A 25,897-nucleotide genomic window follows, 5' to 3' on the forward strand; every position below is an offset into this window, starting at 1 on the left:
CCAAGAACCATATTTCTGATCTGACCATGATGCCGGGTCCCGTCGGCAATGTCCGATGCTCGACCGTCATCGTCTTTTTATCGGATCGTGAGGGGCATCAGCCCAACACCTCGGGGAACGTCATTTCTGGACAAGGCCCCATTTCTGGACAAGGCCCCATTTCCGGACAAGGCCCCTGTCCCGGACTGGCGCGCGCCACGTTGGCCGGGGGCCGTTCCGGGCGGGCTATCCCGGAGAGCCCCCTCCGTTTGATCGCTATGATACCCGCCCGGACACCCGGGCGACGATTTTCTTGCCGAAAGACGGCTTTTCTCGGCTCGATGTCTGCCGATGACGCCCGGATGGGCCTCCGATGCCGCTCATGATCGCCAGCACGGCTCCCCGGCAAACTGATGTTTTCCCCTCGATCTCCGAGGAGGCACTTCGAAGAACCTGCCGCCCCTCGCCCACCCCGTCCGGCCAGGATCACGGCCGTCCAGAAGCCCCGGCGTGCCCCCCCTCACAAGTGCGCCTCCTTGCGCTTCGCAATCGGGCACGCGAGAGAGGCCGCCATCATCGCGCCATCGCAAACTCTCTTCCTGCCGCGGGGCGAACTATCTTTGGATCAGCATATCGGCCGCATGTGTCCGCCGAAGGCATCCACCGTAACCCCGCCTCGCGGAAAGAAGAGAGCCGCGAGATCTGCACCAAAGGCACTCAAGATCGCAACAATCCATGCGTCCCCCCTGCGCAGGCAACCATTCCCGACACCGGGTTCTGCCCGAAACGAACGCCGGCCCGAACGATCGGCGAATGTCCGGACCGGCGACAAGCATTCTGACGCAGCACGAGGCCCGGAGGCACCAGCCACCCGGAACTGTCGGACCCCGGAAATTACACGGATCGCCCTATCCGCGTGCCATGCGATTCTCAGCCGTTCCGGCGGCGTTCGATAGCTTCCCAGATCATCCGTGCCACATTGGTCCCATCGAAACGCTCCATTTCCTGGATGCCGGTCGGAGAGGTCACATTGATTTCGGTCAGCCACTCGCCGATCACGTCGATCCCGACAAGGATCTGCCCCTTCTCGCGCAGAACAGGCCCGATCTTGCTGCAGATTTCCAGATCGCGCTCGGTCAGACCGATCCGCTCCGGCCGCCCGCCCACATGCATGTTCGAGCGCGTCTCCCCCGTGGCGGGAACACGATTGATCGCCCCGGCGGGCTCTCCATCGACCAGAATGATACGCTTATCGCCATTCACGACAGCCGGAACGTATTTCTGAACGATCAGGGGCTCGTTGTTGATACCGGTGAACAGCTCGTGCAACGAGGCCAGATTACGATCATTCGGATCGAGCCGGAAGACCCCTGCCCCTCCGTTGCCGTAGAGCGGCTTAAGAATCACATCTCCATGTCGCGCTTTGAATTCGCGAATTGTGGCGAGATCGCGGGCAATCAGCGTCGGCGGAGTCAGCTCCGGAAAGTTCAGTACGAAGAGCTTCTCAGGCGAATTGCGAACCCAGAAGGGATCGTTCACGACCATCGTTTGCGGATGGATGCGTTCGAGAAGATAGGTCGTCGTGATATATCCCATGTCGAAGGGCGGATCCTGCCGCAGCCAGACGACATCATAGTCTTGCAGATCGACTTCCTGCTCGTCCCCAAGTGAATAATGGTCTCCAAATTCGCGACGAACCTCAAGCGGCCAGCCATGTGCCAGAACACGTCCTTCCCGATAGAACAGTTTGTCTGGCGTGTAGTAGAACAGGGAGTGCCCCCGTGCCTGCGCCTCTTCCGCAATGCGGAACGTGGTATCCGCATTGATGTTGACATCGGAAATGGGATCCATCTGAATCGCAACTTTCAAGGCCATGACCGCCCCCTTTCGTTGCGAAAGTGATGCCCTGCCCGAGGCGGCGATGCAATCGCCAGATGACCCCCCACTAGAACATGCTGGCGTTCTCGATCACCTCGATACGGCCGGCCCCATCGACCAGAGCCAGATCGAATCGCATCTTCTGCCCCGGCCCCGCAGCATAGAGCGCTGCATATTCCTCGGCGGCAATTCCGATACGACGCAGCTGATGCATCGACAGACGCTCTGCCGCGACAGCATGGGTTCGTGCTCGTTTCACCTCGACGAAGACCAGAACATCGCCGTCGCGCGCAATCAGATCGATCTCGCCGCCGAACCGTCCACGCCAACGCCGGGCAGAGACGTCAGCACCCACGCGGCGATAGCGTTCCGCAACCTGTTCCTCTGCCGCAAGCCCCGCGTGATAGGCCAAAGCTCCCTGCTGTGCTCTGTTCATGCTTCTCTCTCCAGGGCCAGGGCCCGCTGATACACGTCACGCCGGGGCACACCAAGTGCCCTGGACACCTCTTCTGCCGCGTCTCTGGTGCTCATCCGCCCCAGACGTAGACGCAGTTCCGCCTCCACGGCCTCAGCCGAAACCACACGCGGCGGCGCCCGATCGACCACAACCACGATCTCCCCCCTCGGGGGCGTACCGGAAAATTTCTCCGCCAGTTCGTCCAGCGGGCCCCGGGTAATCTCCTCGAATCGCTTGGTCAGTTCCCGGCATACAGCGGCACGCCGCTGTGCTCCGAACTCTGACACCATATCCCTTAACAATTCCCCAACGCGTTTCGGCGATTCATACAGCACCACTGTCGCAGCCATGTCCGACAATTCCTTCAACCAGCTGCGCCGGGCCGAGCCGCCGGTCGGCGGAAACCCCGCGAACAGGAACCTGTCGGTCGGAAGGCCGGAAACTGTCAGGGCAGTCAGAACAGCCGAGGGGCCAGGTGCGGCGCAAACCGTATAGCCCTCGGCGATCGCGGCCCGTCCGAGCTGGAACCCGGGATCTGCAACCAGAGGCGTCCCCGCATCCGACGCGTATCCGACCGACAGCCCGCGCGCCAGCGCCCCCAGAACCCGCGGCCGCGCCGCATCGCCATTGTGGTCATGATAGGCGATCATCGGCCGACCGCGCAGCGGCACGCCGTGGATCTCCATCAGGTGGCGCAATGTGCGGGTATCCTCCGCTGCAAGCACATCCGCATCGCGCAGAATATCCAGCGCGCGCAAGGTGATATCGCGCGCTGCCCCGATCGGGGTCGCGATGAAATAAAGCCCTGGCGCCAGAGCCCCGCTCGGCGGGAGGCCGAGGTCCCCGCCCGTCTCATGCCCGTCCCCGGCGGAGCCCTGCCCCGCCTGTTCCCCGTTGCCTGTCATAGGATCACCCAAAGCTGAGCGCGAAAGTTTACTTCGCGCGGCGAAACGACTAGGGTCCGCCTGTCCCTGCCCTCTGTCTCCGGATCAAAGGTCCTGCCAATGTTCGCGAAATTTGTGAGTTCCCGCAACCCGTTGCTGAGAATCGGCGTGGCCCTTTCCACGCTCTGGCTGGCGGCGTGCGAACCGACGGGGCACGCCGGCCCCGGACAGGCAGGCAATGCCGGCAAAGGCGTGCCCGTCGCGCTGCTGCTTCCGGCCGGATCCGGAACCTCAGGCGACGATGCGCTCGCGCGCTCGTTGCAGCAGGCGGCGCAGATGGCGATCTCGGATCTCGACGGGGTGAAGATCGACCTCAGGGTCTACAATACCGGCTCGGATCCGGCGCAGGCGGCTCAGGTCGCCAGTCAGGCGGTCGACGAAGGCGCGAAGGTCATCCTCGGGCCGGTCTATGCCCAGGCCGCCAATGCCGCGGGCCGCGCGGTCGCGGACCGGGGCGTCAACGTTCTCGCCTTCTCGAACAATGTCGACATCGCCGGCGGCAACGTCTTCGTGCTCGGCTCGACCTTCCCCAATACCGCCAGCCGGCTGGCGAGCTATGCCGCCGCGCAGGGCAAGGACAGGATCTTCGTCCTCAGCGACCAGACCACTGCCGGCACCATCGGTGCGCGTGCGATCACCGCGGCGCTCGGCCGCTCGGGGGCGGCGCTTGCCGGACAGGCCTCCTATCCGTTCTCGCAAGACGGGCTGAATTCCGCGATGCCCGAAATCGCCCAGCAGATCAACGCCTCGGGCGCCAATGCGCTGTTCCTGACCGCCGATACCGCCGGCGCGCTGCCGCTTCTCGCGCAGCTGCTGCCGCAAAACGGCATCGACCCGCAGGCGACGAAGTTCCTCGGCCTGACCCGCTGGGATGTGCCGAATGCCACGCTGGCACTGCCGGGCCTGCAGGGCGGCTGGTTCGCGCTGCCCGATCCGTCGATGAACGACCGGTTCCAGGCGCGCTACAAGGCTGCCTATGGCAGCGCGCCGCATCCGATCGCCGGCCTTGCCTATGACGGTATCGCCGCCATCGGTGCGCTGGTGAAATCGGGCCGCTCCGATCCGTTCTCGGCGAAGGCGCTGACCCAGTCCTCGGGCTTCGTCGGCGTCAGCGGCGTGTTCCGCCTGCTGCCCGACGGCACCAACCAGCGCGCCCTTGCCGTAGCCGAGGTGCGCAACGGCACCCTCGCCATCGTCGACCCGGCGCCCAAATCGTTTTCCGGTGCGGGGTTCTGACCCCGCGCCTTCCCCCAAGCCCGCCCAGACTGACGGACGGCCCTGAATGAGACTGGCGTAAACGTGAGCGACCTTCCTCTTCCGACCCCGGCCGACGCCGGGGTGCCGCTGCTTCTGGCGCCCGAGCGCCTGCTTCCCGCCTTCGAGGCCGCTCTGCCCCCCGGCGCCGACCCGAAGGAGCTGCGCCCCGCCGCAGTGCGCTTCCTGCGCGAGGCCCGCGATCAGGCCACGAAATGGATCGAGGCCGATTTCGCCGGCCATCCGCGCAATGCCCATGACACCGTGGCGCATTATGCGCAGATGACCGACGGCATCGTGCGCGCGCTCTATCACGTTGCGGCAGGGCGTCTGCATCCGGCCGAAGCCCGCCACCCGGAGGCAATCGCCGTCCTCGCCGTGGGGGGCTACGGCCGGGCCGAGATGGCGCCGCATTCCGATGTCGATCTGCTGTTTCTCGCCGGGCGCAAGATCACGCCGCGTGTCGAAAGCGTCGTCGAGGCGATGCTCTACATGTTGTGGGATCTGAAACTGAAGGTCGGCCACGCCACGCGCACCGTCGAGGAATGCGTCCATCTGGCCAAGGACGACGTGACGATCCGCACCGCGCTTCTCGAACAGCGCGGCATTACCGGCGATCTGGAGCTGTCGCGCCATCTGGCCGAGACGATGCGCCACGACCTGTTCCGCCACACCGGCCCCGAGTTCATCGAGGCGAAGCTCGCCGAACGCGCAGAGCGCCACAAGCGCCAGGGCGGGCAGCGCTATGTTCTCGAACCCAACGTCAAGGAGGGCAAGGGCGGCCTGCGCGACCTGCAGACGCTCTACTGGATCGCGAAATACATCCACGGCGTGAACCGGGCGGCGGATCTGGTGCCGCTCGGCGTGTTCACCGCCGACGAATACCGCCAGTTCCGCGAGGCCGAAGATTACCTCTGGGCGGTGCGCTGTCACATGCACCTGATCGCCAGACGCGCCTCGGATCAGCTGACCTTCGACATGCAGCCCGAGGTCGCGAAGCGCATGGGCTATCAGGGCACCGCCGGCCGGCGCGGCGTCGAGGTGTTCATGCAGGACTATTTCCGCCACGCCACCCGCGTCGGCGATGTCACCCGCATCTTCCTGACCTCGCTCGAGGCGCAGCACGTCAAGCATGCCCCGGTGCTCAAGCGCTTCCTGCGCCGGCGCAAGCCGCTGATGGCGCCGTTCATCGACGACAACAACCGCATCAACATCTCGGACCGCAAGGCGTTCCTGGCCGATCCGCTCAACATGCTGCGCATCTTCAGCGAGGCGCTGCGCACCGGGCTTCTGTTGCATCCCGACGCGATGCGGGTGATCGCCGCCAACCTCGCCCTGTTCGACGAGGGCGTGCGCGCCAACAAGGAAGCGGCGCGGATCTTCCTCGACATGCTGCTGAAATACGGCAACCCCGAACGGCTGCTGCGCCGGATGAACGAGCTTGGCGTCCTCGCCGCCTATATCCCCGAGTTCGAGCCCATCGTGGCGATGATGCAGTTCAACATGTATCACAGCTACACCGTGGACGAGCACACCCTTCAGGTGGTCTCGACGCTTGCCCAGATCGAGCGCGGCGAGCTGGCCGAGGACCTGCCTCTGGTGTCGAAGATCATGCAGTCGGGCGTGAACCGGCGGGTGATCTACGTGGCGCTGCTGCTGCATGACATTGGCAAGGGCCGGCCCGAGGATCACTCGATCCTCGGCGCGCAGATTTCGCGCAAGGTGGCGCCGCGGCTCGGTCTGACGGCAGAGGAAACCGAAACCGTCGAGTGGCTGATCCGCAACCATCTGCTGATGTCGGATGTGGCGCAGAAGCGCGACCTGAGCGATCCGGCCACGATCCGCGAATTCGCCAAACAGATGAAAAGCCGGCGCCGTCTGGATCTGCTGACGGTGCTGACGGTGTGCGACATCCGCGGCGTGGGCCCCGGCGTGTGGAACAACTGGAAGGCGTCGCTGCTGCGCAAACTCCATGCCGAGACTGCCCATGCCCTCGAACATGGCGTCGAGGAGCTGAACCGCGAACAGCGCACCGACGAGGCGAAGAAGGCGCTGCGCGAGGCATTGCGCGACTGGGATCCGAAGGATCTGCGCGCCGAGATCGGCCGCCATTATCCGCCCTACTGGCAGGGGCTGAGCACCGAGACGCAGGAGATCTTCGCCCGGCTGCTGCGCAGTCTCGGCGATGACGAGATCCGGATCGACCTGCATCCCGACGCGGACCATGACGCGACGCGCGTGGCCTTCGCGCTGGCCGACCATCCGGGGATCTTCTCGCGGCTCGCGGGCGCGCTGGCGCTCGTCGGTGCGAATGTGGTCGACGCGCGCACCTATACGTCGAAAGACGGTTACGCCACCGCGGTGTTCTGGGTGCAGGACGCCGAGGGGCATCCGTTCGACGCCGACCGCCTGCCGCGGCTGAGCAAGATGATCGAGCGCACCCTGAAAGGCGAAATCGTCGCGCGCGACGCGCTGAAGGACCGCGACAAGGTGAAGAAGCGCGAAAGCCAGTTCCGCTTCCCGACCCATGTCACCTTCGACGGCGACGGATCGGACATTTATACCATCGTCGAGGTCGACACCCGCGACCGGCCGGGGCTGCTCTATGACCTGACCCGGGCGCTTGCTTCGTCGAACATCTACATCGCCTCGGCGGTGATCGCGACCTATGGGGCGCAGGTGGTGGATACCTTCTACGTCAAGGACATGTTCGGGCTGAAACTGTCGCGCAGCCGCGAGGAGGCGCTGGAGCGCCGCCTTTGCGAGGCGATCGCCCGCGGGGCGGAGCGCGCCAACGCATGAAACCGATCCGCCTTGTGAAAGGCTTCCTGACCGTCGGTCTGTGGACCTTCGGCTCGCGTCTTCTGGGCTTCGTGCGCGACATGATGATCGCGGCCTATCTGGGCTCCGGCCCCGTGGCCGAGGCGTTCCTCGTGTCCTTCTCGCTGCCCAACATGTTCCGCCGCTTCTTCGCGGAAGGGGCGTTCAACATGGCCTTCGTGCCGATCTTCGCCAAGAAGGTCGAGGGCCAGGACGACCCGCAGGGCTTTGCCGAGGACGCCTTCAAGGGCCTCTTCGCGGTGCTGATGGTGTTCACCGTGATCGGCACGATGGCGATGCCGTGGCTGGTCTGGGCGATGGCCTCGGGTTTTCACGGCGACGAACGGTTCACGCTGGCCGTGCTCTATGGCCGGATCGGGTTCAGCTACATCCTGTTCATCTCGCTGGTGGCGCTGCTGTCTGGCATCCTGAACACCTTCGGCAAGTTCACCGAGGCCTCGCTGGTTCCGGTGCTGATGAACCTTGTGTTCATCGTGGCGCTGTGGCTTGCCGGGCGGCTCGGCTGGGATTACGGGCTGACGCTCGCCTGGGCGGTGCCGGTGACCGGCGTGGCGCAGTTCCTGTTCACTTGGGTCGCGGCGTGCCAGCTCGGCTATCGGCTGTGGCCGGGCATTCCGCGCATGACGCCGGATCTGAAACGGCTTCTGATCATCGCGGGGCCGGCGATCCTCGCGGGCGGCGTGGTGCAGATCAACCTGCTGGTCGGGCGTCAGGTCGCCTCCTTCACCGAAGGCGCGGTCGCCTGGCTCAGCTATGCCGACCGGCTGTATCAGCTGCCTCTGGGCGTCGTCGGCATCGCCATCGGCACCGTGCTGCTGCCGGTGCTGTCGCGTCATCTGCGGGCAGGCGATGCCGCGGCCTCGCGCGAGAGCTTCTCTCGCGGTGCGGAATTCGCGCTGTTCCTGACGCTGCCGGCGGCGGTGGCGCTCGTCGTGATCGCGACGCCGCTGATCTCGGTTCTGTATGACCGCGGCGCCTGGACGGCGAAGGACACCTGGGCGACGGCGCTGGCGCTGGCCGCCTATGGCGTCGGGCTGCCGGCCTTCGTGCTGCAAAAGGTGCTGCAACCGCTTTATTACGCGCGCGAGGATACCCGCACGCCGTTCCGCTATGCGGTGGTGTCGATGGTGGTGAACGCGGGCTTCGCCGTCGGCATGATGCCGGTGATGGGCTTCATGGCGGCGGCGCTTGCGACCTCGGTCTCGGGCTGGGTGATGGTGGCGCAACTGTGGTGGGGCGCGCGCGGTATGGGCGCCGAAGCCCGCCCCGATGCCCGGTTCTGGAAGCGGTTCCCGCGCATCGTGCTGGCCTCGGCCGCGATGGGGGCGGCGCTGTGGCTGATGGCCGGTTGGCTCGGCCCGATGCTGCTGCGCCACGGCGGCGCACGGTGGGGCGCGCTCGGGATCCTGTGCGGCGGCGGGATCGCGATCTATTTCGTGCTCGGTGCGCTCATCGGCGCCTACAGCCCGGGCGAGATCCGCTCGCGCCTGCGCCGCCCCGCGAAAGGTTGAGGCCGGCGAAGGGCTGAGCCAGACCTTCATGAAAGGCCCGGCCTGCGCATCCGCGGGCCGGGCCTTCGTTTTGCCTGACAGGCGCCTCAGCGCTCGCGCAGATGGCGCAGCACGTTGCGCCAGCCCCCCGGCGCGACGAAGAAACTGATCGCGAAGCCGATGCCGAAGCCCGAGAAATCGGCGATCCAGTCGGCCCCGATGCCGAAGAACACCCCGAACACCAGCCGCACCAGAAGCAACATCCCGATCAGCAGGAAGGCGCGCGAGCGGCTGGCCCCGACGGAGCCGAGCTTCATCCACAGAAGCCAGGTGAAGGCCCCGATCAGCCCATAGGCGGGCGGGTACCCCCCGAACAACGCGACGCGGGTGAACGGCAACAGCCCGTAGATCAGCGCCCCGCCGATCGAGGCGGCGAAGAACACCGCCGCCACCGCCCAGCCCCGGAACACCTCGCCAACCATCTTGCCAAGCGCGAGCAGGAACACCAGCACCATCGCCGCATGGGTGAGCGAGCCATGCACGAACGGATAGGTCACGACCCGCGCCGCATCGCGCCAGTCCCATCCCCCCGTCGCCAGCATGTAACGAAACCCGTTCGGCGCGAAGGCGAAGCGCTGGAACGCCTCGTTGCGCCAGCCGAGCGCCTGATCGCCGAAGATCCCGCTCTGGCCGAGGCCGAACAGGATCTCGCCCGCGATGATCGGTCCGGCCAGCAGCCACACCACCGGCGGCAGTTCGTTGAAGAAGGATTCGCCTTGGGGGGCGCGCATCGGTCTCTCCTGCTGTGGGCCGCGCGGCTCCCGTGCAGGGCGGCGGCGGTTCCGGGCGGTCCTGTTGCGCCCCTGTCGCTTTAGCGATAAGCCCTCGGGCAGCCGTTTTCCAGCCCGGCTGAGGAGCACTGCCATGACCGATACACCTGCCAAACCGAATGCGAAATTCACGCCGCGCGTGTTCTCGGGGATTCAACCCTCGGGTAACCTGACGCTCGGCAACTACCTGGGCGCGCTGAAGCGCTTTGCCGCAAAGCAGGACGAAGGGGTCGAGACGATCTATTGCCTCGTCGACCTTCACGCGATCACGGTCTGGCAGGAACCGGAAGCGCTGAAGCGTCAGACCCGCGAGGCGGCCGCCGCCTTCATCGCTTCGGGCGTGGATCCGTCGAAGTCGATCCTGTTCAATCAGTCGCAGGTCTCGGCCCATGCCGAGATGGCCTGGCTTCTAAACTGTGTCGCGCGTCTCGGCTGGATGAACCGCATGACCCAGTTCAAGGACAAGGTCGCGGGCAAGAATGCCGAGAACGCAAGCCTCGGGCTTTATGCCTATCCCTCGCTGATGGCCGCCGACATTCTGGTCTATCACGCGACGATGGTGCCCGTGGGCGAGGACCAGAAGCAGCATGTGGAGCTGACCCGCGACATTGCGGCGAAGTTCAACCATGACTACGGCACCGAGTTCTTCCCGAGCCCCGAGCCGCTGATCGAGGGCACCGCGACCCGCGTGATGAGCCTGAAGGACGGCACGAAGAAGATGTCGAAATCGGACCCGGCCGATGCGAGCCGGATCAACCTGACCGACGACGCCGACACCATCGCGAAGAAGTTCAAGCGCGCCGTCTCGGACCCCGAGCCGCTGCCCGAAAGCGCCGAGGGGCTGACCGGACGCGCCGAGGCGAAGAACCTGGTGAACATCTACGCCGCACTTGCCGACGTGACGCAGGAGCAGGTTCTGGCCGAGTTCGGCGGCAAGGGCTGGGGCGTGTTCAAGCCCGCGCTCGCCGATCTTGCGGTGGCGAAGCTGTCGCCGATCTCGACGGAGATGGCGCGGCTGCGCGACGATCCGGCGGAGATCGACCGCATCCTCGGCCGCGGCGCCGAGCAGGCCCGCGCCATCGCTCAGCCGATCCTGGAACGCGCGAAGGACATCATGGGGATGGTGCGCTCGCTCTGAGCGGGCGGCTCTTCTGACGCAGGAAAGAGAGGGGGCTCTGCCCCCTCTTTGCCTTTTCAAGGCAAATTCACCCCCGGGATATTTATGGAAAGCCGAAAGGCTGGAGGTGGTTCGCGCTCAGGCGGCGGCGGTCGCGGCGCGGGCTTCGGCCCTCGGGTAGAGGAAGGCCATCACCACCCCGCGCATCAGGTTCATCGCCATCAGCCCGGCCCAGAGCGCGTGATTGCCCCAGACGGGCAGAAGCGCCGCGACGATGGCGGCATAGACCAGCGTGGAGACGATGACGGTGTTGCGCATTTCGCGCGCGAGCGTCGCACCGACGAAGATGCCGTCGAACATCCAGCCCCCCACCCCGATCAGCGGCGAGAGCGCGAGCCAGGGCAGATAGATCCGGGCCTCGGCGCGCACCGCCGGATCGGTGCTGAGCGCGTCGATCAGCATCGGCCCGCCGAGCCAGAACGCGAGGCTGAGCGCCACCGCGCCGCCGAGCGCCCATGTGCCGCAGACCCCGGCCGCCCGGCGCAACCGCAATGGCAGCCCCGCCCCCACCGCCTGACCGACCAGCGTCTCGGCCGCGAAGGCGAAACCGTCGAGGACATAGGCAGTGATCTCGAGGAATTGCAGCAGCACCTGATTGGCGGCGAGCGTCACGTCGCCCTCGCCCGAGCCGAGGAACAGGAACGCCGTGAAGCAGCCCTGCAGCAGAACCGAGCGGATCATGATGTCGCGGTTGACCGAGACCATGCGGGTGAGCTTGTCGCGTTTGAGGATGACCGCGAGGGCCGGCCGCGCGGTGAACGCGCCGCGCGCGAGCCACAGCCCGAAGCCGAGCCCCGACCATTCCGCGATCAGCGTCGCCGTTGCCACCCCCTCGACCCCGAGGCCGAGGCCCAGCACGAAGCCGATGTCGAGCACGATGTTCAGCCCGTTGGTCACCAGTTGCAGCGCGAGGATCGCCCGCGTGCGTTCGAGCGCGATCAGCCAGCCGTTCAGCGCGAAAAGCCCGATGGTGGCGGGCGCACCCCAGATCCGGATGCCGAGATAGGCGCGCGCGAGGCTCTCGACCTCGGGACTTGCCGGCGCGAGGCGGAAGGCCGCGGCCGCGATCCCCGCCTGCGCCGCGATCAGCACCGCGCCCGCCGCCAGCGCGACGATCAGCGCGCGCCACAGCCCGGCAGAGACCTCGGCCGCGTCGCCGCGCCCGAAGGCCTGGGCGACGATGCCGGTGGTGCCCATGCGCAGGAAACTGAACAGCCAGTAGACAGAGGTCAGCACCACCGCGCCGATCCCAACAGCCCCGATCGGTGCCGCCGAGCCGAGCTGACCTATCACCCCGGTGTTGACGAGACCGAGGAGCGGCACCGTCGCATTCGACAGCACGATCGGGAACGCGATGCGCAGCACCCGCGCGTGGGACAGATCCGGCCCGGACATCTGCGATCAGAGCTCGGGCATCAGAAAATGGCCGGTCGCCTGGATGAACGGCCGGGTGCGGTTATCCTGCCAGCCCTCGACATGGACCGAGGCATAGCGCCGGCCGGAGCGGTTCACCCGAGCCCGCGCATAGGAATCGCGCGGCAGCCCGCTGCGCAGGTAATCGACGGTGAAGTCGATGGTCTTCGGCAGCCGCGGCAGCGCGGCCGGGTCGGAAAGGTCGATGCGCCCCGCCTCGACATCCTCCCACAGCATCGAGAAGCTCAGCTCGACGATGGCGGTGACTTCGAGGAATGCCGCCGTCGCGCCGCCGTGCAGCGCCGGCAGCATCGGGTTGCCGACCAGCTTGTCGTCATAGGGCAGCGTTGCCGTGATCTCGTCGCCGCGGCGGTCGAACTGGATGCCGAGGAAGCCGATATAGGGCACGCCCGAGACCAGCGCGCGCAGTGCCGCATCGCGGCGGTGCTTGATGACCTGAACGGGTTCTGGCTTGCCGGTCATGCGCGGCCTCCGGTGCTGTCGGGGCTGCGCCGCTCGACGGTGAAGGCGCCGGTCGCGGTGGCGACAGGGACGCCGCCGGCCTCCTCGTCGGTGGCGACGACGCGCAGAAAGGCGATGGTGCGGGTGAGGTGATAGACCTCGGCGCGCGCGGCGATGCGCTGGCCGGGCGTGGCCGAGCGCATGTAGTCGATGCGCAGATCGAGCGTGGCGGTCACCGTCCCGGCCTCGGGGTGGCTGAGCACCGCCGCCCCCGAACAGGTGTCCATCAGCGCCGAAATCGCGCCGCCGTGGATCACCCCGGTGCGCGGATCGCCAACAAGACGTTCATCCCAGGGCATCGACAGCGTGGCCTTGCCGCCGCCGATGGCATCGAGGCGCATGTTCAGCGCGCGCGCGTGCGGGATCGCGGCGATGAAGGCGCGCGCTGTATGCAGCAGATCTTCCGGCGACAGATCCTGCACGCCGGAGATATCGGAGGGCTGGGGCATCTTGGCTATCCTTGTTCTGGCCCGGACTATCCCCGTCCGGCGCTCCGGGTGCAAGCCCGCGCGTTGCCCTCCGCGCGCGCGTTGTATCCCTGTGTGCACAATGCCCTGTTCATCCGCCCGGCGGCACATTATAGGATGGACCGGGACGGAGACGATCATGGCACAGGTTCTGACTTTCAAGGAAATGTGCGCGCGCTTCGCAGTCACCCCGCGGACGTTGCGCTATTACGAGTATATCGAGTTGCTCTCGCCCTCGAAGGTCGGGCGAACCCGCTATTACGGCCCGCGCGAAATTGCGCGCATGACGCTGATCCTGCGCGGTCGGCGGTTCGGTTTCTCTCTCGAAGAGCTGCGCCAGTGGCTGGAGCTGTACAACGAGAAGGGCACCCTCGAGCAATACAAGGTCTGGGTCGATCTCGCCGACCGGCAGCTCGCGGCGCTGCGCAAGCAGCATGACGAGCTGGCCGTGACCATCGAGGAGCTGCGCCGCCTGCGCGAGGACGTGGCCGGGATGGTCTCCACCGCCGAGACCGACGGCACCCCGCTGAAGGCGCTGAAATCGGCCGACGGCAGCAACTGAGACCCGGGCGATCCCGTCGCGCGTCCTGCGGTCCGGCAACATCCGGTAGCAAAGCCCGCGCCCCCGGCCTAAGGTCCGGGGCGAGAGACGCCCCCCACCGGGCGTGGAAAGCTCAGGAGAGAGCGATGGATCAGGGCTGGCGACAGAACGAGGCGTTTTCCGGCGGCTGCCAGTGCGGCCATGTGCGCTACGACGTGACCGCCGGGCCGGTGCGAGCCTCGGTGTGCCATTGCCGGATGTGCCAGCGCGCGACGGGCGCGCCGCTCGCGGGGTTCCTCGAAGTCGGCGAAAGCCGCGTCACCTGGCACGGCACGCCCGGGGTTTTCGCCTCCTCGAACCTGGCCGAGCGCGGTTTTTGCCCGCAGTGCGGCACCTCGCTGTTTTATCGCGCCCTCGGCAGCGGGACGATCGAGCTGACCTCGGGCTCGCTTCCCGCCACGATGCCATTCACCCCGTCCGGGCAATGCGGGGTCGAGGCGCGTCACCCCTGGCTCGGCGGTCTGGACCGCCTGCCGGCCTATCCCGCCAGCCGGACCGGCATCGAGAGCCACCAGTTCGACCCCGAAGCCCCTTCACAGCGGCCCTGATGGCCCGCCCCGTTTCGCGGACCGGCGCCCCGATCCGTCCGTCTTCCGAAAGGCCCGCGCCATGATCTTCGCTCGTTCCTCGCTCCGCCGTGCTAAGGCCCTCGGACTGCGCGCCCTTCCCCTGTGCGCCCTGATCTCCGGCGCGACCCCCGCCCTCGCCTTCGACGAGGCGGACCGGCTGGCCGTTCTCGCCCGGGCCGACAGCTACGAGACGGCGGTGGCGCACCGCGATTATTCGGTCTTCGTCGATGCGGTGCCGCCGCGGCTGCTGTCGGCGCTGGCCCTGCGCAGCAACATGGACAGCGACACGCTGAAGCAGGCGATGCGCGTGCAGGTGAGCGAGGCGATGGCGGGGGTGACGCTCGACGATTTCGATCTGCAGACCGGCGCGATGACCACCGGCGACACCCGCACCGGACGGCCTTACGCGCTGATCCCGACGCTGACCACCATCGCCCAGGACGGCGCCGCCCCGGCCCCGGTGCGGACGGTGACCCTTGCGATGAAGGACGGCGGAGCATGGTATCTGGTGCGCCTTGACGGGCCCGAACAGGCGGCGGCATTGCGCGCCGCCTATGACGATTTCAGCGATGTCGCTCTGGAGGCCGCCTCCCCCGCCCCCTCTGGCGCGGCACCTGCCCCCTGAAGGCCGCGGCCGGTCTGGGCAATCCACGCAGATTGACCCTCCGGCCGGTTCCGCTATCCTTTCTCCGCCGTACAAACCCAGGGCCCGGATGACCGCTCTTCCCCAATACGTCAGGCTCGAATCCCCCGGCCTGTGGCGCGACAGCCTCGACGCGCAACGCCGCGAGGTGATCGTGGTGTTCGGCGACGCGACGCTGATGCTGGCGGATGCGCGCTCGGCGATCCCGCTGACGCACTGGTCTCTGGCGGCACTGATCCGGCGCAATCCCGGGCGCAAGCCGGCGATCTTCGCGCCCTCCGACGACCCCGGCGAGATCCTCGAGATCGCCGACGAGGACATGATCGGCGCAATCGAGAAGGTGCTGTCGGCCATCGAGTCGGGGCGCCCCCACCCGGGCCGGCTGCGCGGCTGGCTCACCGGGACGATCATCGTGGCGATCCTCGCGGGGATTGCCCTGTGGCTGCCGTCGGGGCTGATCAATCAGGCGGCGCGCGTCGCCACCGACACCCGGCGCCAGGACGTCGGCCGCGCCATCCTGGCCGACATGACGCGCTATACCGGCGCCGTCTGTCACTCGACGGCGGGCGATGCCGCGCTTGGCGTTCTGGCCGAACGTCTGCCCGGCGAGAATCTGACCATCGCCATCGTGCCACGCGGGCTGAAGGACGGCGGACGGATGCTGCCGGGCAACGTCGTGGCGATCGGCCGGCGCACCCTGAGCGGCCCCGACACGCCCGAGGCCGTCGCCGGCGCCGTCGTCGCCACCGAGGCCGCCGCAGCCGGACTCGATCCGTTCCTCGATTTCATGAAATGGGCCGGTGCGCGGGCAGCGCTGCAACTGCTGGTGACTGGCGATCTGCCGCGCGGGGTGACGCGCGATTACGGCAAGGTTGTTCTCGACACCCCGGCCCCGGCCGTCGCGCCCGAGGTGCTGCTGAGCGCCTTCCGCGCCGCGAACCTGTCCTCGACGCCCTATGCCTACATGACCGACCCCTCGGGCGAAAGCGTGCTGCCGCTGATCGAGGCCGACCCGTTCAAGGGCAAGCCCGCCCCCGTCGCCGTGCTGAAAGATGCGCAGTGGCACGCGCTGAAGGCGATCTGCGACTGAGCCGGGCCGGGTGCCGCGGCCCGGTCGCTGTCCGCCCCCTCGCTAACTCTTAACGCAACATCGCCGCGCCGAACCCGCAGCCGCGGATTGCGGCCAGCGCCTTCTCCGCCCGCGCAGCCTCGAACGGGCCGGCCAGCACGGCCGTCAGCTCGCCGCCATTGCGCAGGTGCAGCTTCTGCGTTGCGACCGGCATCCGCAGCGCATGAAGCGCCGAGCGCGCCCGCTCGACATTCGCGGCAGAGCCGAACGCACCGAGCTGGACATAGCAGCGTGACGCATCGGCGCAGCGCCCGACCGGAGCATCGCCCTTGCCCGCCTCGTGCCGCTTCGGCGCCGGACGCGCATCGCCCGTTCTGGGGGATTTGCCGACCTCGTCCGGCCTGGCCTTCGGCAGCACCGGAGCCGGCGCCTCCCCCGCCCCGGCCGGGGCCTCGGCATCAGCCGGAGCCGGAACCTCGATCTGCGGTGCGCCGGAGGTCGTTTCGGCCGTCGGATCCGCGGGCGATGCCGCCTGCGGGTTCCCCGCCTCGGGCGGTGCCGCCTGAGGAGCGGCGGGTTCGGATGCTGCGGGTTCCGGAGCGGCGGGTTCCGGAGCGGCGGGTTCCGGAGCAACGGGATCCTCCGCCGCGACATCGGCAGCCGCGGGCTGTTCGCTGGCCTCGGGTGCAGTCTCCGCCGGAGCGGCGGGCGCGGGTTCAGGCGCAGCAGAGTCCGCCACCGCCGGCTCTGTCGCTGCGGGCTCCTCGACAGGCACCGGTTCCGGAGCCGGAGCAGCGGGTTCGGCCACCGGGGCGGGCTCGGCCGGAACCGTCGCCGCCTCGGACGGAGTCCCGGCCTGCGGCTGCGCTACCGTGACCCCCGCGGCCAGCCCCGAGACCGTCAGCCCCTCGACATGTGCGCCGTTCAGGAAGCCCACCGGGTCCGCGGTCGGCGCGCCGCAGCGCAGGATGCTGCGCCCGTCCGACAGCACGTAACGCTCGGCGGTCTCGGGGCTGTTCGGGCAGGAGGTGGCGGCGCCGGGCACCGTCTCGATCCGCACGATCTCGACCGGCGTTTCGGCTTTCAGGCCGGTCGCCATCGTCAGGGTCATCGTCATTGCCATCAGGGTCTTGGTGCGCATCCCGCCAACCGTCATTTTCCGCGGCCTTCCGTCTTGCGAGGCACGCGCCCCATGGCGCGGCCCCGTTGCGTTTCGTCCTATTTCGTGCCGAACATGCGGTCGCCCGCGTCGCCGAGGCCGGGCACGATGTAACCGTGATCGTTCAGCTTCTCGTCGATGGAAGCGGTGACGATCGGCACATCCGGATGCTCGGCGCGCATGTGGGCGATGCCCTCGGGCGCGGCCAGCAGGCACAGGAAGAGGATGTTCTTCGCGCCCTGTTCCTTCAGCAGCCGAACCGCCGCGGCCGAGCTGTTGCCCGTCGCCAGCATCGGATCGACCACGATCACCATCCGTTCGTCCAGAAGCGGCGGCACCTTGCAGTAATATTGCACCGGCTGCAGCGTCTCGGGGTCGCGATACATGCCCACGAAACCGACCCGCGCGGCGGGAATCAGTTCGAGAATCCCGTCGAGCAGCCCGTTGCCCGCCCGCAGGATCGAAATCAGCGCGAGCTTCTTGCCCTCGAGCGTGGGAGCGTCCATCTCGCAGATCGGCGTCTCGATCCGCTTCGTCGTCAGTTCGAGGCCACGCGTCACCTCATAGGCGAGCAGCAGGCTGATCTCGCGCAGAAGCTGGCGGAACTCGGCCGTCGAGGTCTGCTTCTCGCGCATGATCGTCAGCTTGTGCTGCACCAGCGGGTGGTTCACCACCGTCACGAATTCGTCCATTGCCCGTTCCTGTCCCTGTCCCGTCCGTCAATCCAGAAAGCTGCGCCCCGGCCCCGCGGGGGCCAGTCCCAGATGCGCCGCGACCGAGGCCGCGATATCCACATAACCCACCTGACCCACGGGTTTCAAACCCAAGCCGCAGCCAAGCACCGGAACCCGTTCCCGGGTGTGGTCGGTGCCCGCGAAGGTCGGGTCATTGCCGTGGTCGGCGGTGAAGATCGCGAGGTCTCCGGGGCCAAGCGCCGCCATGAACGCCCCGGCCTCGGCGTCGAACCATTCGAGCGCGCGGGCATAGCCCGAAACGTCGCGCCGGTGGCCCCAAAGGCTGTCGAATTCGACGAAATTCGCGAAGGTCAGGCTGCCCGGTTCCGCCTCGGTCGCCAGGCGGCGCAGATGCCCCATCAGCGCCGCGTCGTCCGGGCCCTTGAGCAGATGGTCGATGCCGCGATGGCTGAAGATGTCGCCGATCTTGCCGATGGCATGGGTGACATGGCCCTCGGCCTGCGCGCGGTCGAGCAGCGTCGGCGCGGGCGGGGCCATGGCGAAATCGCGCCGGTTCGGGGTGCGCACGAAGGCGCCCGGCCGGCCGGTGAACGGGCGCGCGATCACCCGCCCGACGCGCATCGCGTGCAGCTCGGGCGCGATGGCGCGGCACAGTTTCAGCAGCCGGTTCAGCCCGAAGGCCTGCTCATGCGCGGCGATCTGCACCACGCTGTCGGCCGAGGTGTAGCAGATCGGCCAGCCGGTGCGCAGATGCTCGGCCCCCAGCCGCTCGACGATCTCGGTGCCGGAGGCATGGCAATTGCCGAGAACCCCTTCCGTGCCCGCCGCGCGCGCGATCCGGGCGATCAGATCGGCGGGCAGGCTGTTTTCGCGCTCGGGGAAATAATGCCAGTCCCAGGGCAGCGGGACGCCGGCGATCTCCCAATGCCCGGACGGCGTGTCCTTGCCGCGCGACACTTCCGTCGCCGCCCCCCACAGCCCTTCCGGTCGCGCGCCGAGGCCGGGTGCGTTGAGGCCCGAGGCCAGCCCGATCGCCGCGCCGAGGCCCAGCCGGTCGAGGTTCGGCATCTGCAACGGCCCGGTCCGGCCGACCTCGGCCCGGCCGGCGGCGCAGGCCTCGGCGATATGGCCGATGGTGTTGGCGCCGGCGTCGGGCACGCGGGCGCCGGTTTCGGCATCGGCGTTGAAAAAGGCACCGGCATCGGGCGCGCCGCCGATCCCGGCACTGTCGAGCACGATCAGAAAGGCACGGGTCAAGGCATCTCCTCCGGCCCGATGCGGTCATGGATCAGAGGCGGCTCCTCGGGCTGGTCGTCGGTGATGTCATAGGCGGAAAGGATCGCGGCCACGGCGCGCGCGGCCTCGTCGTCGTTCCGGGCGTGAACCAGCGCGAGGGGCTCACCCTCGGCCATCTCCTCGGCGATCACGGCAAGGCCGCTCAGCCCGACGGAGGGGTTGATGCGGTCGCCCGCGCGCATCCGCCCGCCGCCGAGGCGCACCACCGCCTCGCCGAGCGCGCGGGTGTCAATACGCGCGACGAAGCCCGCGCGCGGGCAAGGCACCGGGACGATGACGGGCGAGGCCGGCAGCCGGTCGGGGTAGCGCTCGACGAAATCCGCCGGGCCGCCAAGCGCCGCGACCATGCGGCCGAACACCTCGGCGGCGCGCCCCGAGCTCAGCACGGCGTCGATCATCTCGGCCCCGTCGTCCATGTCATCGGCAATCCCGGCAAGCATCAGCGCCTCGCCGCCAAGCGCCGCGGTCACGTCCCACAGCGCTTCGTTCACGGCAGATCCCGTCAGCGTCTCCATCGCTTCGAGCACCTCGAGCGCATTGCCCGCCGAATGGCCGAGGCTCTGGCTCATGTCGGTGATGAGCGCAGACGTCGGGCAACCGGCGCCATTCGCCGTCGAGACCAGCGCCTGCGCGAGACCCCGCGCCGCCTCCATCCCCGGCAACAGCGCACCCGACCCCACCTTGACGTCAAGCACCAGCCCGCCGAGCCCGGCCGCGAGCTTCTTCGACAGGATCGAGGCGGTAATCAGATCGAGGCTCTCGACCGCGCCCGAGACATCGCGGATCGCGTAAAGCCGGCGGTCGGCCGGGGCGATGCGCTCGCTCGCGCCGACGATGGCGCAGCCGACATCGCCGACAATGCGGCGCAGGCGTTCGACATCGACACCGCTGCGATAGCCCGGGATCGCCTCCAGCTTGTCGAGCGTGCCGCCGGTGTGACCGAGCCCGCGCCCCGAGATCATCGGCACATAGGCGCCGCAGGCCGCGAGCGCCGGCGCGAGCAGCAGCGACACCGAATCGCCCACCCCCCCGGTCGAATGCTTGTCGAGCACCGGCCCCGGCAGATCCCAGCTCAGCACCTCGCCCGAATCGCGCATCGCGCCGGTCAGCGCCACCCGCCCCGCCCCGTCGAGGCCGCGCAGCAGCACCGCCATGGCGAAAGCCCCCGCCTGCGCGTCCGAGACCTGATCGCCCGCCAGACCGCGTGCGAACCACTCGGCCGCCTCGGGACTGAGTCCGCGGCCGTCGCGCACCGCGGCGATGACGCTGCGTGCGTCCATGTCAGACCTTGCTCATGTGGCCCGCATCGAAGCGGCCCGGCAGAAGCGCGCCGATGGTGGTGTGGAATTCCTTGCCCTCGGTGGTGGCCAGAACGACCGGCGTGTCGGGCGCACCGAATTCGGCGAGCTTCTGGCGGCAGCCGCCGCAGGGCGGCACGGGTTCGGGGCTGTCGGCGATCACAGCGACGGCGGTAAGCCGGGTTTCGCCGGCCGCGCACATCGCCGCGATGGCGCCCGCCTCGGCGCAAGTGCCCTCGGGGTAAGCGACATTCTCGACGTTGACGCCGCGATAGACCGTGCCCGAGGCACCGCGCACCGCCGCCCCCACCTTGAACCGCGAATAGGGCGCATAGGCGTTTTCGCGCACCGCGCGCGCCGTATCGAGCAGCGCGGCAGGGGCAAGCGGATCAAGGGAAACGGGCATCGGGCTCTCCGGTCAGAGGTGCGGAATCGGCGGATACGCTCCGCGACCCCCGGCACGAAATGGTCGTCACGGGTGACTTAGCGAAACGGGCGACTTCACGAGACTGTGCGCCGCCCGCCGCGCCGATGCAAGCGCGCCGCGGCCCGCTGGCGCGGCAGACTGCGCACCACAGCCCGGTCACGCGCTTGTCACGGCGGCCCGGCAGAAAAACCCGGGCCACCCTTCCCCTGCGGGCAAAGATGGTTTAGCGTTAAACCAGTTTTTTGGGAGGTCCCTATGGACGAGGTCAAGCACGAGCAGAGCCGGCATCCGGCGCTCGACTATCATGAATTCCCGCGCCCCGGCAAACTGGAGATCCGGGCAACGAAGCCGCTCGCCAACGGTCGCGACCTGAGCCGCGCCTATTCTCCGGGTGTGGCGGAAGCCTGTCTTGAAATCAAGGCCGATCCGACGACCGCGGCACGCTATACCGCGCGCGGCAATCTGGTGGCGGTGGTGTCGAACGGCACCGCGGTTCTGGGTCTGGGCAACATCGGCGCGCTCGCCTCGAAGCCGGTGATGGAAGGCAAGGCGGTTCTGTTCAAGAAATTCGCCAATATCGACGCCTTCGACATCGAGGTGAACGAAAGCGATCCCGAGAAGCTCGCCGAGATCGTCTGCGCGCTGGAACCCTCGTTCGGCGCGATCAACCTCGAGGACATCAAGGCCCCCGACTGCTTCACCGTCGAGCGCATCTGCCGCGAGCGGATGAACATTCCGGTGTTCCACGACGACCAGCACGGCACCGCCATCGTGGTGGGCGCGGCCGCCACCAACGCGCTGATGATCGCCGGCAAGCGGTTCGAGGACATCAAGATCGTCTCGACCGGCGGTGGTGCTGCGGGCATCGCGTGCCTGAACATGCTGCTCAAGCTCGGCGTGAAGCGCGAGAACGTGTGGCTTTGCGACATCGACGGGCTGATCCATGACGGGCGCAACGACCTGAACCCCGAGAAGGTCGCCTATGCGCAGAAGACCGACCTGCGCACCCTCGACGACGTGATCGGCGGGGCGGATCTGTTCCTCGGCCTGTCGGGTCCGAAGGTGCTGAAGCCCGAGATGGTCGCCAAGATGGCGGCGAATCCGATCATCTTCGCCCTCGCCAACCCCACCCCCGAGATCCTGCCCGACGAAGTGGCCGCCGTGCGCGACGACGCCATCGTCGCCACCGGCCGGTCGGATTACCCGAACCAGGTCAACAACGTCCTGTGCTTCCCGTTCATCTTCCGCGGCGCGCTGGATGTCGGGGCCACCACGATCAACGACGAGATGCAGCTCGCCTGCATCGAGGGGATCGCGGCGATGGCGCGCACCACCACCTCGGCCGAGGCGGTCGCCGCCTATCGCGGCGAGAACCTGACCTTCGGGCGCGGCTACCTGATCCCGAAGGCCTTCGATCCGCGTCTGGTCGCCACCGTCGCCACCGCCGTCGCCAAGGCGGCGATGGAAACCGGCGTCGCGATGCGTCCGGTCGATCTCGACGACTACCGCCGCACGCTGGAAGGCTCGGTGTTCAAGTCGGCGATGGTGATGCGTCCGGTGTTCGAGGCCGCCGCCAGCGCCTCGCGCCGCATCGTCTTCGCCGAGGGCGAGGACGAGCGCGTGCTGCACGCCGCCAACGCGATGATCGAGGAAACCACCGACCGTCCGATCCTGATCGGCCGTCCCGACGTCATCGCCACCCGCTGCGAGCGCGCCGGCCTGCCGGTGCGTCCGGGCAAGGACTTCGAGGTGGTCAACCCGCAGGACGATCCGCGCTACCGCGACTACTGGGGCACCTATCACAACCTTATGGCGCGTCAGGGCATCAGCCCGGACCTCGCCCGCGCGATCATGCGCACCAACACGACCGCCATCGCCGCGGTCATGGTGCATCGCGAAGAGGCCGACAGCATGATCTGCGGCACCTTCGGGCAGTATCTGTGGCATCTGAAGTATATCCGTCAGGTGCTGGCCCGCGACGGTCTGCATCCGGTCGGCGCGCTGAGCATGATGATCCTCGAGGACGGTCCGCTGTTCATCGCCGACACCCATGTCAACCACGCCCCCACCCCCGAGCAGATCACCGACACGGTGATGGGCTGCGCGCGCCACGTGCGCCGCTTCGGGCTGGAGCCGAAGATCGCGCTGTGCTCGCACAGCCAGTTCGGCAACCTCGACATCGACACCGGCCGTCGGATGCGCGAAGCGATGGAGCTGCTGGCCGCGCGCGAGCCCGACTTCGCCTTCGAGGGCGAAATGCACATCGATTCGGCCCTCGACCCCGAGATCCGCGCCCGGCTGATGCCGGAAAGCCGGCTCGAGGGGGCGGCGAACGTGCTGGTCTTCGCCAACACGGATACCGCCTCGGGGGTGCGCAACATCCTCAAGGTCAAGGCCGACGGGCTCGAAGTCGGCCCGATCCTGATGGGCATGGGCAACAAGGCGCATATCGTCACGCCGTCGATCACCACGCGCGGGCTGCTGAACATCTCGGCGCTCGCCGGCACGCCGGTCACGCATTACAGCTGACCGGCCGGCTGTTGCCGTCATCGGGGCCGCACGCCGGCCCCTTGCGCCCGCTCCGTCCCGCAATCGGGACAGGGCGGGCGTTTTTTGTTCCGCAAAACGGAAGAAAGCCATCGCAATAATGTTGCGAAATGGAACTCCTTCGCCTTAGATGATTTCATGGAGGAGGAGGATCACATGACTTACAAGGACGTCTATGCGGCGTGGCAGCAAGACCCGGACAGGTTCTGGATGCAGGCGGCCGAGGCGATCGACTGGGTTAAGAGGCCGTCGAAGGCTTTGTTCGACGACCGCGCCCCGTTCTACGAGTGGTTCCGCGACGCGAAGGTGAATGCGTGCTGGAACGCCGTCGACCGCCACGTCGAGAACGGCATGGGCGATTACATCGCGCTTGAGCACGTCAGCCCGGTCACGCATTCGACCAAGGGCATCACTTACCGCGAGCTGCGCGACCGGGTGGCCTCGCTTGCCGGGGCGCTGCGCGCCAAGGGGATCGAGAAGGGCGACCGTGTGATCATCTACATGCCGATGATCCCCGAGGCGGTGATGGCGATGCTGGCCTGCGCGCGGCTTGGCGCGGTGCATTCGGTGGTGTTCGGCGGATTTGCCGCGAACGAGCTGGCCGTGCGCATCGACGACTGCACGCCGAAGGCGATCATCGCGGCGTCTTGCGGCATCGAGCCGGACCGGATCGTGCATTACAAGCCGCTTCTCGATGCCGCGATCGAGCAGGCCGCCCACAAGCCCGAGTTTTGCGTGATCTACCAGCGCGATCAGGAGGTCGCCCGGCTGGAAGAGGGACGCGACGTCGCCTGGCACACCTTCCAGTATGGCGTCGAACCCGCCGAATGCGTGCCGGTCGAGGGCAATCATCCGGCCTATATCCTCTATACCTCGGGCACCACGGGCCAGCCCAAGGGCGTGGTGCGCGACACCGCGGGGCATCTGGTGGCGCTCGCCTGGACGATGCCGAACATCTACAACATCGGGCCGGGGGAACGGTTCTGGGCGGCCTCGGACGTGGGTTGGGTCGTCGGGCACAGCTATATCTGCTACGCGCCGCTGATCGCCGGGGCGACCTCGATCGTATACGAGGGCAAGCCCGTCGGCACGCCGCATCCGGGCGTGTTCTGGCGCACGATCCAGAACTACCGGGTGAAAAGCTTCTTCACCGCGCCGACCGCGCTGCGCGCGATCAAGCGCGAGGATCCGAACGGCGAATGGATCAAGCGCTACAAACTTCACGCGTTGCAGGGCCTGTATCTGGCCGGCGAACGTGCCGACCCCGATACCGTGAAATGGGCCGAGGAGCACCTTGGCGTGCCGGTGGTCGACCACTGGTGGCAGACCGAGACCGGCTGGGCCATCGCGGCCAATCCCCTCGGGATCGAGCGGCTGCCGATCAAGCCCGGAAGCCCCTCGGTGCCGATGCCCGGCTATGACGTGCAGGTGCTTGACGAGGGGGGACAACCCATCGGGCGCAACACGCTCGGCGCCATCGCGATCAAACTGCCCCTGCCCCCCGGCACCCTGCCGACGCTGTGGCACGCCGAAGAACGGTTCCGCAAATCCTACCTCGACCACTTCCCGGGGTATTACGAAACGGGCGACGCGGGCTACATCGACGACGACGGCTATATCTACATCATGGCCCGCACCGATGACGTGATCAACGTCGCGGGTCACCGGCTGTCCACGGGCGCGATGGAAGAGGTGCTGTCCTCGCACCCCGATGTCGCCGAATGCGCGGTGATCGGGGCGGCGGATGCGCTGCGCGGTCAGCTGCCGGTCGGTTTCCTGTGTCTGAAGCGCGGCACCACCAAGACCGAGGATCAGGTGATCGCCGAATGCGTCGCGCTGATGCGTGCCAAGATCGGCCCCGTCGCCGCCTTCCGCAAAGCCGTGGTGGTGGAACGTCTGCCGAAGACGCGCTCGGGCAAGATCCTGCGTGCCACCATGGTCAAGATCGCCGATGGTCAGCCGTTCAAACCGCCGGCGACGATCGACGATCCGGCGATCCTCGACGAGATCGCGGCAGCCCTGAAAACCATCGGCTATCCCGCTGCCTGACCCCCCGCCGCGGCCCGGACCCCCGGGCCGCGGTGCATTCCCGGTTGCCCCCGAAAGGGTATTCTTCGCGTCCCGTCCCATGGCATACCCTTGCAATCGCAAGGGCTTCCATCGATAATGTTGTGGGGTTATTTCATGATTTCATCTGTTTCCAATGTTCAGGCTATCGACGGACCCGGCCGTATGAGCGGCTTCGGCGCAGACCGGCAGGCGCTGTCGCCCCAGCTCCGGGCAATGCGCTGCACCGGACAGTCCCGCCCATCCGTTCCGGCACCGGCCCGGCCTGGGCCTT

Annotated in this window: 22 protein-coding genes; 10 read left to right on the top strand and 12 right to left on the bottom strand. The window is 67.6% G+C overall.

All coding sequences use genetic code 11. The features are described 5' to 3' along the window. Positions 1-909 precede the first annotated feature (909 nt). From gshB to rsmI, 3 genes are all read right to left on the bottom strand, one after another. Positions 910-1,854, bottom strand: a complete 945-nt coding sequence (gene gshB / locus CG50_RS00890; protein WP_036634053.1) for a glutathione synthase — start codon at positions 1,852-1,854, stop codon at positions 910-912. 70 nt (positions 1,855-1,924) lie between these two features. Then, positions 1,925-2,293: a YraN family protein gene (locus tag CG50_RS00895; RefSeq protein ID WP_036634054.1), complete on the bottom strand. Its 369-nt coding sequence runs from the start codon at positions 2,291-2,293 to the stop codon at positions 1,925-1,927. Continuing rightward, positions 2,290-3,219: a 16S rRNA (cytidine(1402)-2'-O)-methyltransferase gene (gene rsmI, locus CG50_RS00900; protein ID WP_081880219.1), complete on the bottom strand. Its 930-nt coding sequence runs from the start codon at positions 3,217-3,219 to the stop codon at positions 2,290-2,292. Before rsmI ends, CG50_RS00895 begins: the two co-directional genes overlap by 4 nt. Positions 3,220-3,318: 99 nt before the next feature. On the opposite strand from rsmI, the gene CG50_RS00905 reads away from it, so the two are divergent. The 3 genes from CG50_RS00905 to murJ all read left to right on the top strand — a co-directional run bounded on the left by CG50_RS00905 (position 3,319) and on the right by murJ (position 8,864). Further along, positions 3,319-4,494 (top strand): penicillin-binding protein activator, encoded by a 1,176-nt coding sequence (locus tag CG50_RS00905; protein WP_036634056.1) that lies wholly within the window; start codon positions 3,319-3,321, stop codon positions 4,492-4,494. A gap of 102 nt (positions 4,495-4,596) precedes the next feature. Then, the gene (locus tag CG50_RS00910) at positions 4,597-7,314 is read left to right on the top strand and encodes a [protein-PII] uridylyltransferase (RefSeq protein ID WP_394297129.1); all 2,718 of its coding nucleotides are present in this window, start codon (positions 4,597-4,599) and stop codon (positions 7,312-7,314) included. Then, the gene (gene murJ, locus CG50_RS00915) at positions 7,311-8,864 is read left to right on the top strand and encodes a murein biosynthesis integral membrane protein MurJ (RefSeq protein ID WP_036634058.1); all 1,554 of its coding nucleotides are present in this window, start codon (positions 7,311-7,313) and stop codon (positions 8,862-8,864) included. Before CG50_RS00910 ends, murJ begins: the two co-directional genes overlap by 4 nt. An 86-nt stretch (positions 8,865-8,950) precedes the next feature. On the opposite strand, the gene CG50_RS00920 is transcribed toward murJ, so the two are convergent. Continuing rightward, positions 8,951-9,634, bottom strand: a complete 684-nt coding sequence (locus CG50_RS00920; RefSeq protein WP_036634059.1) for a rhomboid family intramembrane serine protease — start codon at positions 9,632-9,634, stop codon at positions 8,951-8,953. Positions 9,635-9,767: 133 nt separating this feature from the next. Between CG50_RS00920 and trpS the strand changes: the two genes are divergently transcribed. Further along, positions 9,768-10,811: a tryptophan--tRNA ligase gene (gene trpS, locus CG50_RS00925; protein ID WP_036634062.1), complete on the top strand. Its 1,044-nt coding sequence runs from the start codon at positions 9,768-9,770 to the stop codon at positions 10,809-10,811. Positions 10,812-10,928: 117 nt separating this feature from the next. Here the strand turns inward: trpS and CG50_RS00930 are convergent, their stop codons facing one another. Genes CG50_RS00930 through CG50_RS00940 form a run of 3 tightly spaced genes read right to left on the bottom strand, consistent with a single transcriptional unit; the run spans position 10,929 to position 13,234 of the window. Further along, complete coding sequence (locus CG50_RS00930) at positions 10,929-12,245, bottom strand: MATE family efflux transporter (RefSeq protein ID WP_036634063.1); 1,317 nt, start codon at positions 12,243-12,245, stop codon at positions 10,929-10,931. Positions 12,246-12,251: 6 nt separating this feature from the next. After that, positions 12,252-12,746: a PaaI family thioesterase gene (locus CG50_RS00935; protein ID WP_036634066.1), complete on the bottom strand. Its 495-nt coding sequence runs from the start codon at positions 12,744-12,746 to the stop codon at positions 12,252-12,254. Further along, positions 12,743-13,234 (bottom strand): PaaI family thioesterase, encoded by a 492-nt coding sequence (locus tag CG50_RS00940; protein WP_051909303.1) that lies wholly within the window; start codon positions 13,232-13,234, stop codon positions 12,743-12,745. The genes CG50_RS00935 and CG50_RS00940 overlap by 4 nt, the downstream gene beginning before the upstream one ends. 157 nt (positions 13,235-13,391) lie before the next feature. On the opposite strand from CG50_RS00940, the gene CG50_RS00945 reads away from it, so the two are divergent. From CG50_RS00945 to CG50_RS00960, 4 genes are all read left to right on the top strand, one after another. After that, positions 13,392-13,814 carry a MerR family transcriptional regulator gene (locus tag CG50_RS00945; RefSeq protein WP_051909305.1) on the top strand — a complete coding sequence of 141 codons (423 nt, stop codon included), beginning with the start codon at positions 13,392-13,394 and terminating at the stop codon, positions 13,812-13,814. A 125-nt stretch (positions 13,815-13,939) separates the two neighbouring features. Next, on the top strand, positions 13,940-14,401 hold the full coding sequence (locus tag CG50_RS00950) for a GFA family protein (protein WP_036634068.1): 462 nt from the start codon (positions 13,940-13,942) through the stop codon (positions 14,399-14,401). 61 nt (positions 14,402-14,462) lie between these two features. Then, positions 14,463-15,047, top strand: a complete 585-nt coding sequence (locus CG50_RS16125) for a hypothetical protein (protein WP_051909307.1) — start codon at positions 14,463-14,465, stop codon at positions 15,045-15,047. 88 nt (positions 15,048-15,135) lie between these two features. Then, complete coding sequence (locus CG50_RS00960) at positions 15,136-16,155, top strand: hypothetical protein (RefSeq protein ID WP_036634071.1); 1,020 nt, start codon at positions 15,136-15,138, stop codon at positions 16,153-16,155. A gap of 49 nt (positions 16,156-16,204) precedes the next feature. Here the strand turns inward: CG50_RS00960 and CG50_RS16130 are convergent, their stop codons facing one another. The 5 genes from CG50_RS16130 to CG50_RS00985 form a co-directional block, all read right to left on the bottom strand. Continuing rightward, complete coding sequence (locus CG50_RS16130) at positions 16,205-17,275, bottom strand: SPOR domain-containing protein (protein ID WP_051909309.1); 1,071 nt, start codon at positions 17,273-17,275, stop codon at positions 16,205-16,207. Positions 17,276-17,352: 77 nt separating this feature from the next. Continuing rightward, entirely contained in the window at positions 17,353-17,985 is a 633-nt protein-coding gene (gene upp / locus CG50_RS00970; RefSeq protein WP_036634073.1) for a uracil phosphoribosyltransferase, read from the bottom strand. A gap of 27 nt (positions 17,986-18,012) precedes the next feature. Beyond that, a complete protein-coding gene (locus CG50_RS00975) occupies positions 18,013-19,245 on the bottom strand; it encodes a phosphopentomutase (protein WP_036634075.1) in 1,233 nt (410 codons plus the stop codon). Beyond that, on the bottom strand, positions 19,242-20,564 hold the full coding sequence (locus tag CG50_RS00980; protein WP_036634078.1) for a thymidine phosphorylase: 1,323 nt from the start codon (positions 20,562-20,564) through the stop codon (positions 19,242-19,244). Before CG50_RS00980 ends, CG50_RS00975 begins: the two co-directional genes overlap by 4 nt. A 1-nt stretch (position 20,565) precedes the next feature. Next, the gene (locus CG50_RS00985; protein WP_036634080.1) at positions 20,566-20,988 is read right to left on the bottom strand and encodes a cytidine deaminase; all 423 of its coding nucleotides are present in this window, start codon (positions 20,986-20,988) and stop codon (positions 20,566-20,568) included. Positions 20,989-21,264: 276 nt separating this feature from the next. On the opposite strand from CG50_RS00985, the gene CG50_RS00990 reads away from it, so the two are divergent. Next, positions 21,265-23,538: an NADP-dependent malic enzyme gene (locus CG50_RS00990; RefSeq protein ID WP_036634083.1), complete on the top strand. Its 2,274-nt coding sequence runs from the start codon at positions 21,265-21,267 to the stop codon at positions 23,536-23,538. Between the two features lie 174 nt (positions 23,539-23,712). Continuing rightward, on the top strand, positions 23,713-25,605 hold the full coding sequence (locus CG50_RS00995) for a propionyl-CoA synthetase (RefSeq protein ID WP_036634359.1): 1,893 nt from the start codon (positions 23,713-23,715) through the stop codon (positions 25,603-25,605). Positions 25,606-25,897: the final 292 nt, after the last annotated feature.

The sequence above is a fragment of the Paenirhodobacter enshiensis genome (genome assembly GCF_000740785.1).
Taxonomy (GTDB): domain Bacteria; phylum Pseudomonadota; class Alphaproteobacteria; order Rhodobacterales; family Rhodobacteraceae; genus Rhodobacter; species Rhodobacter enshiensis.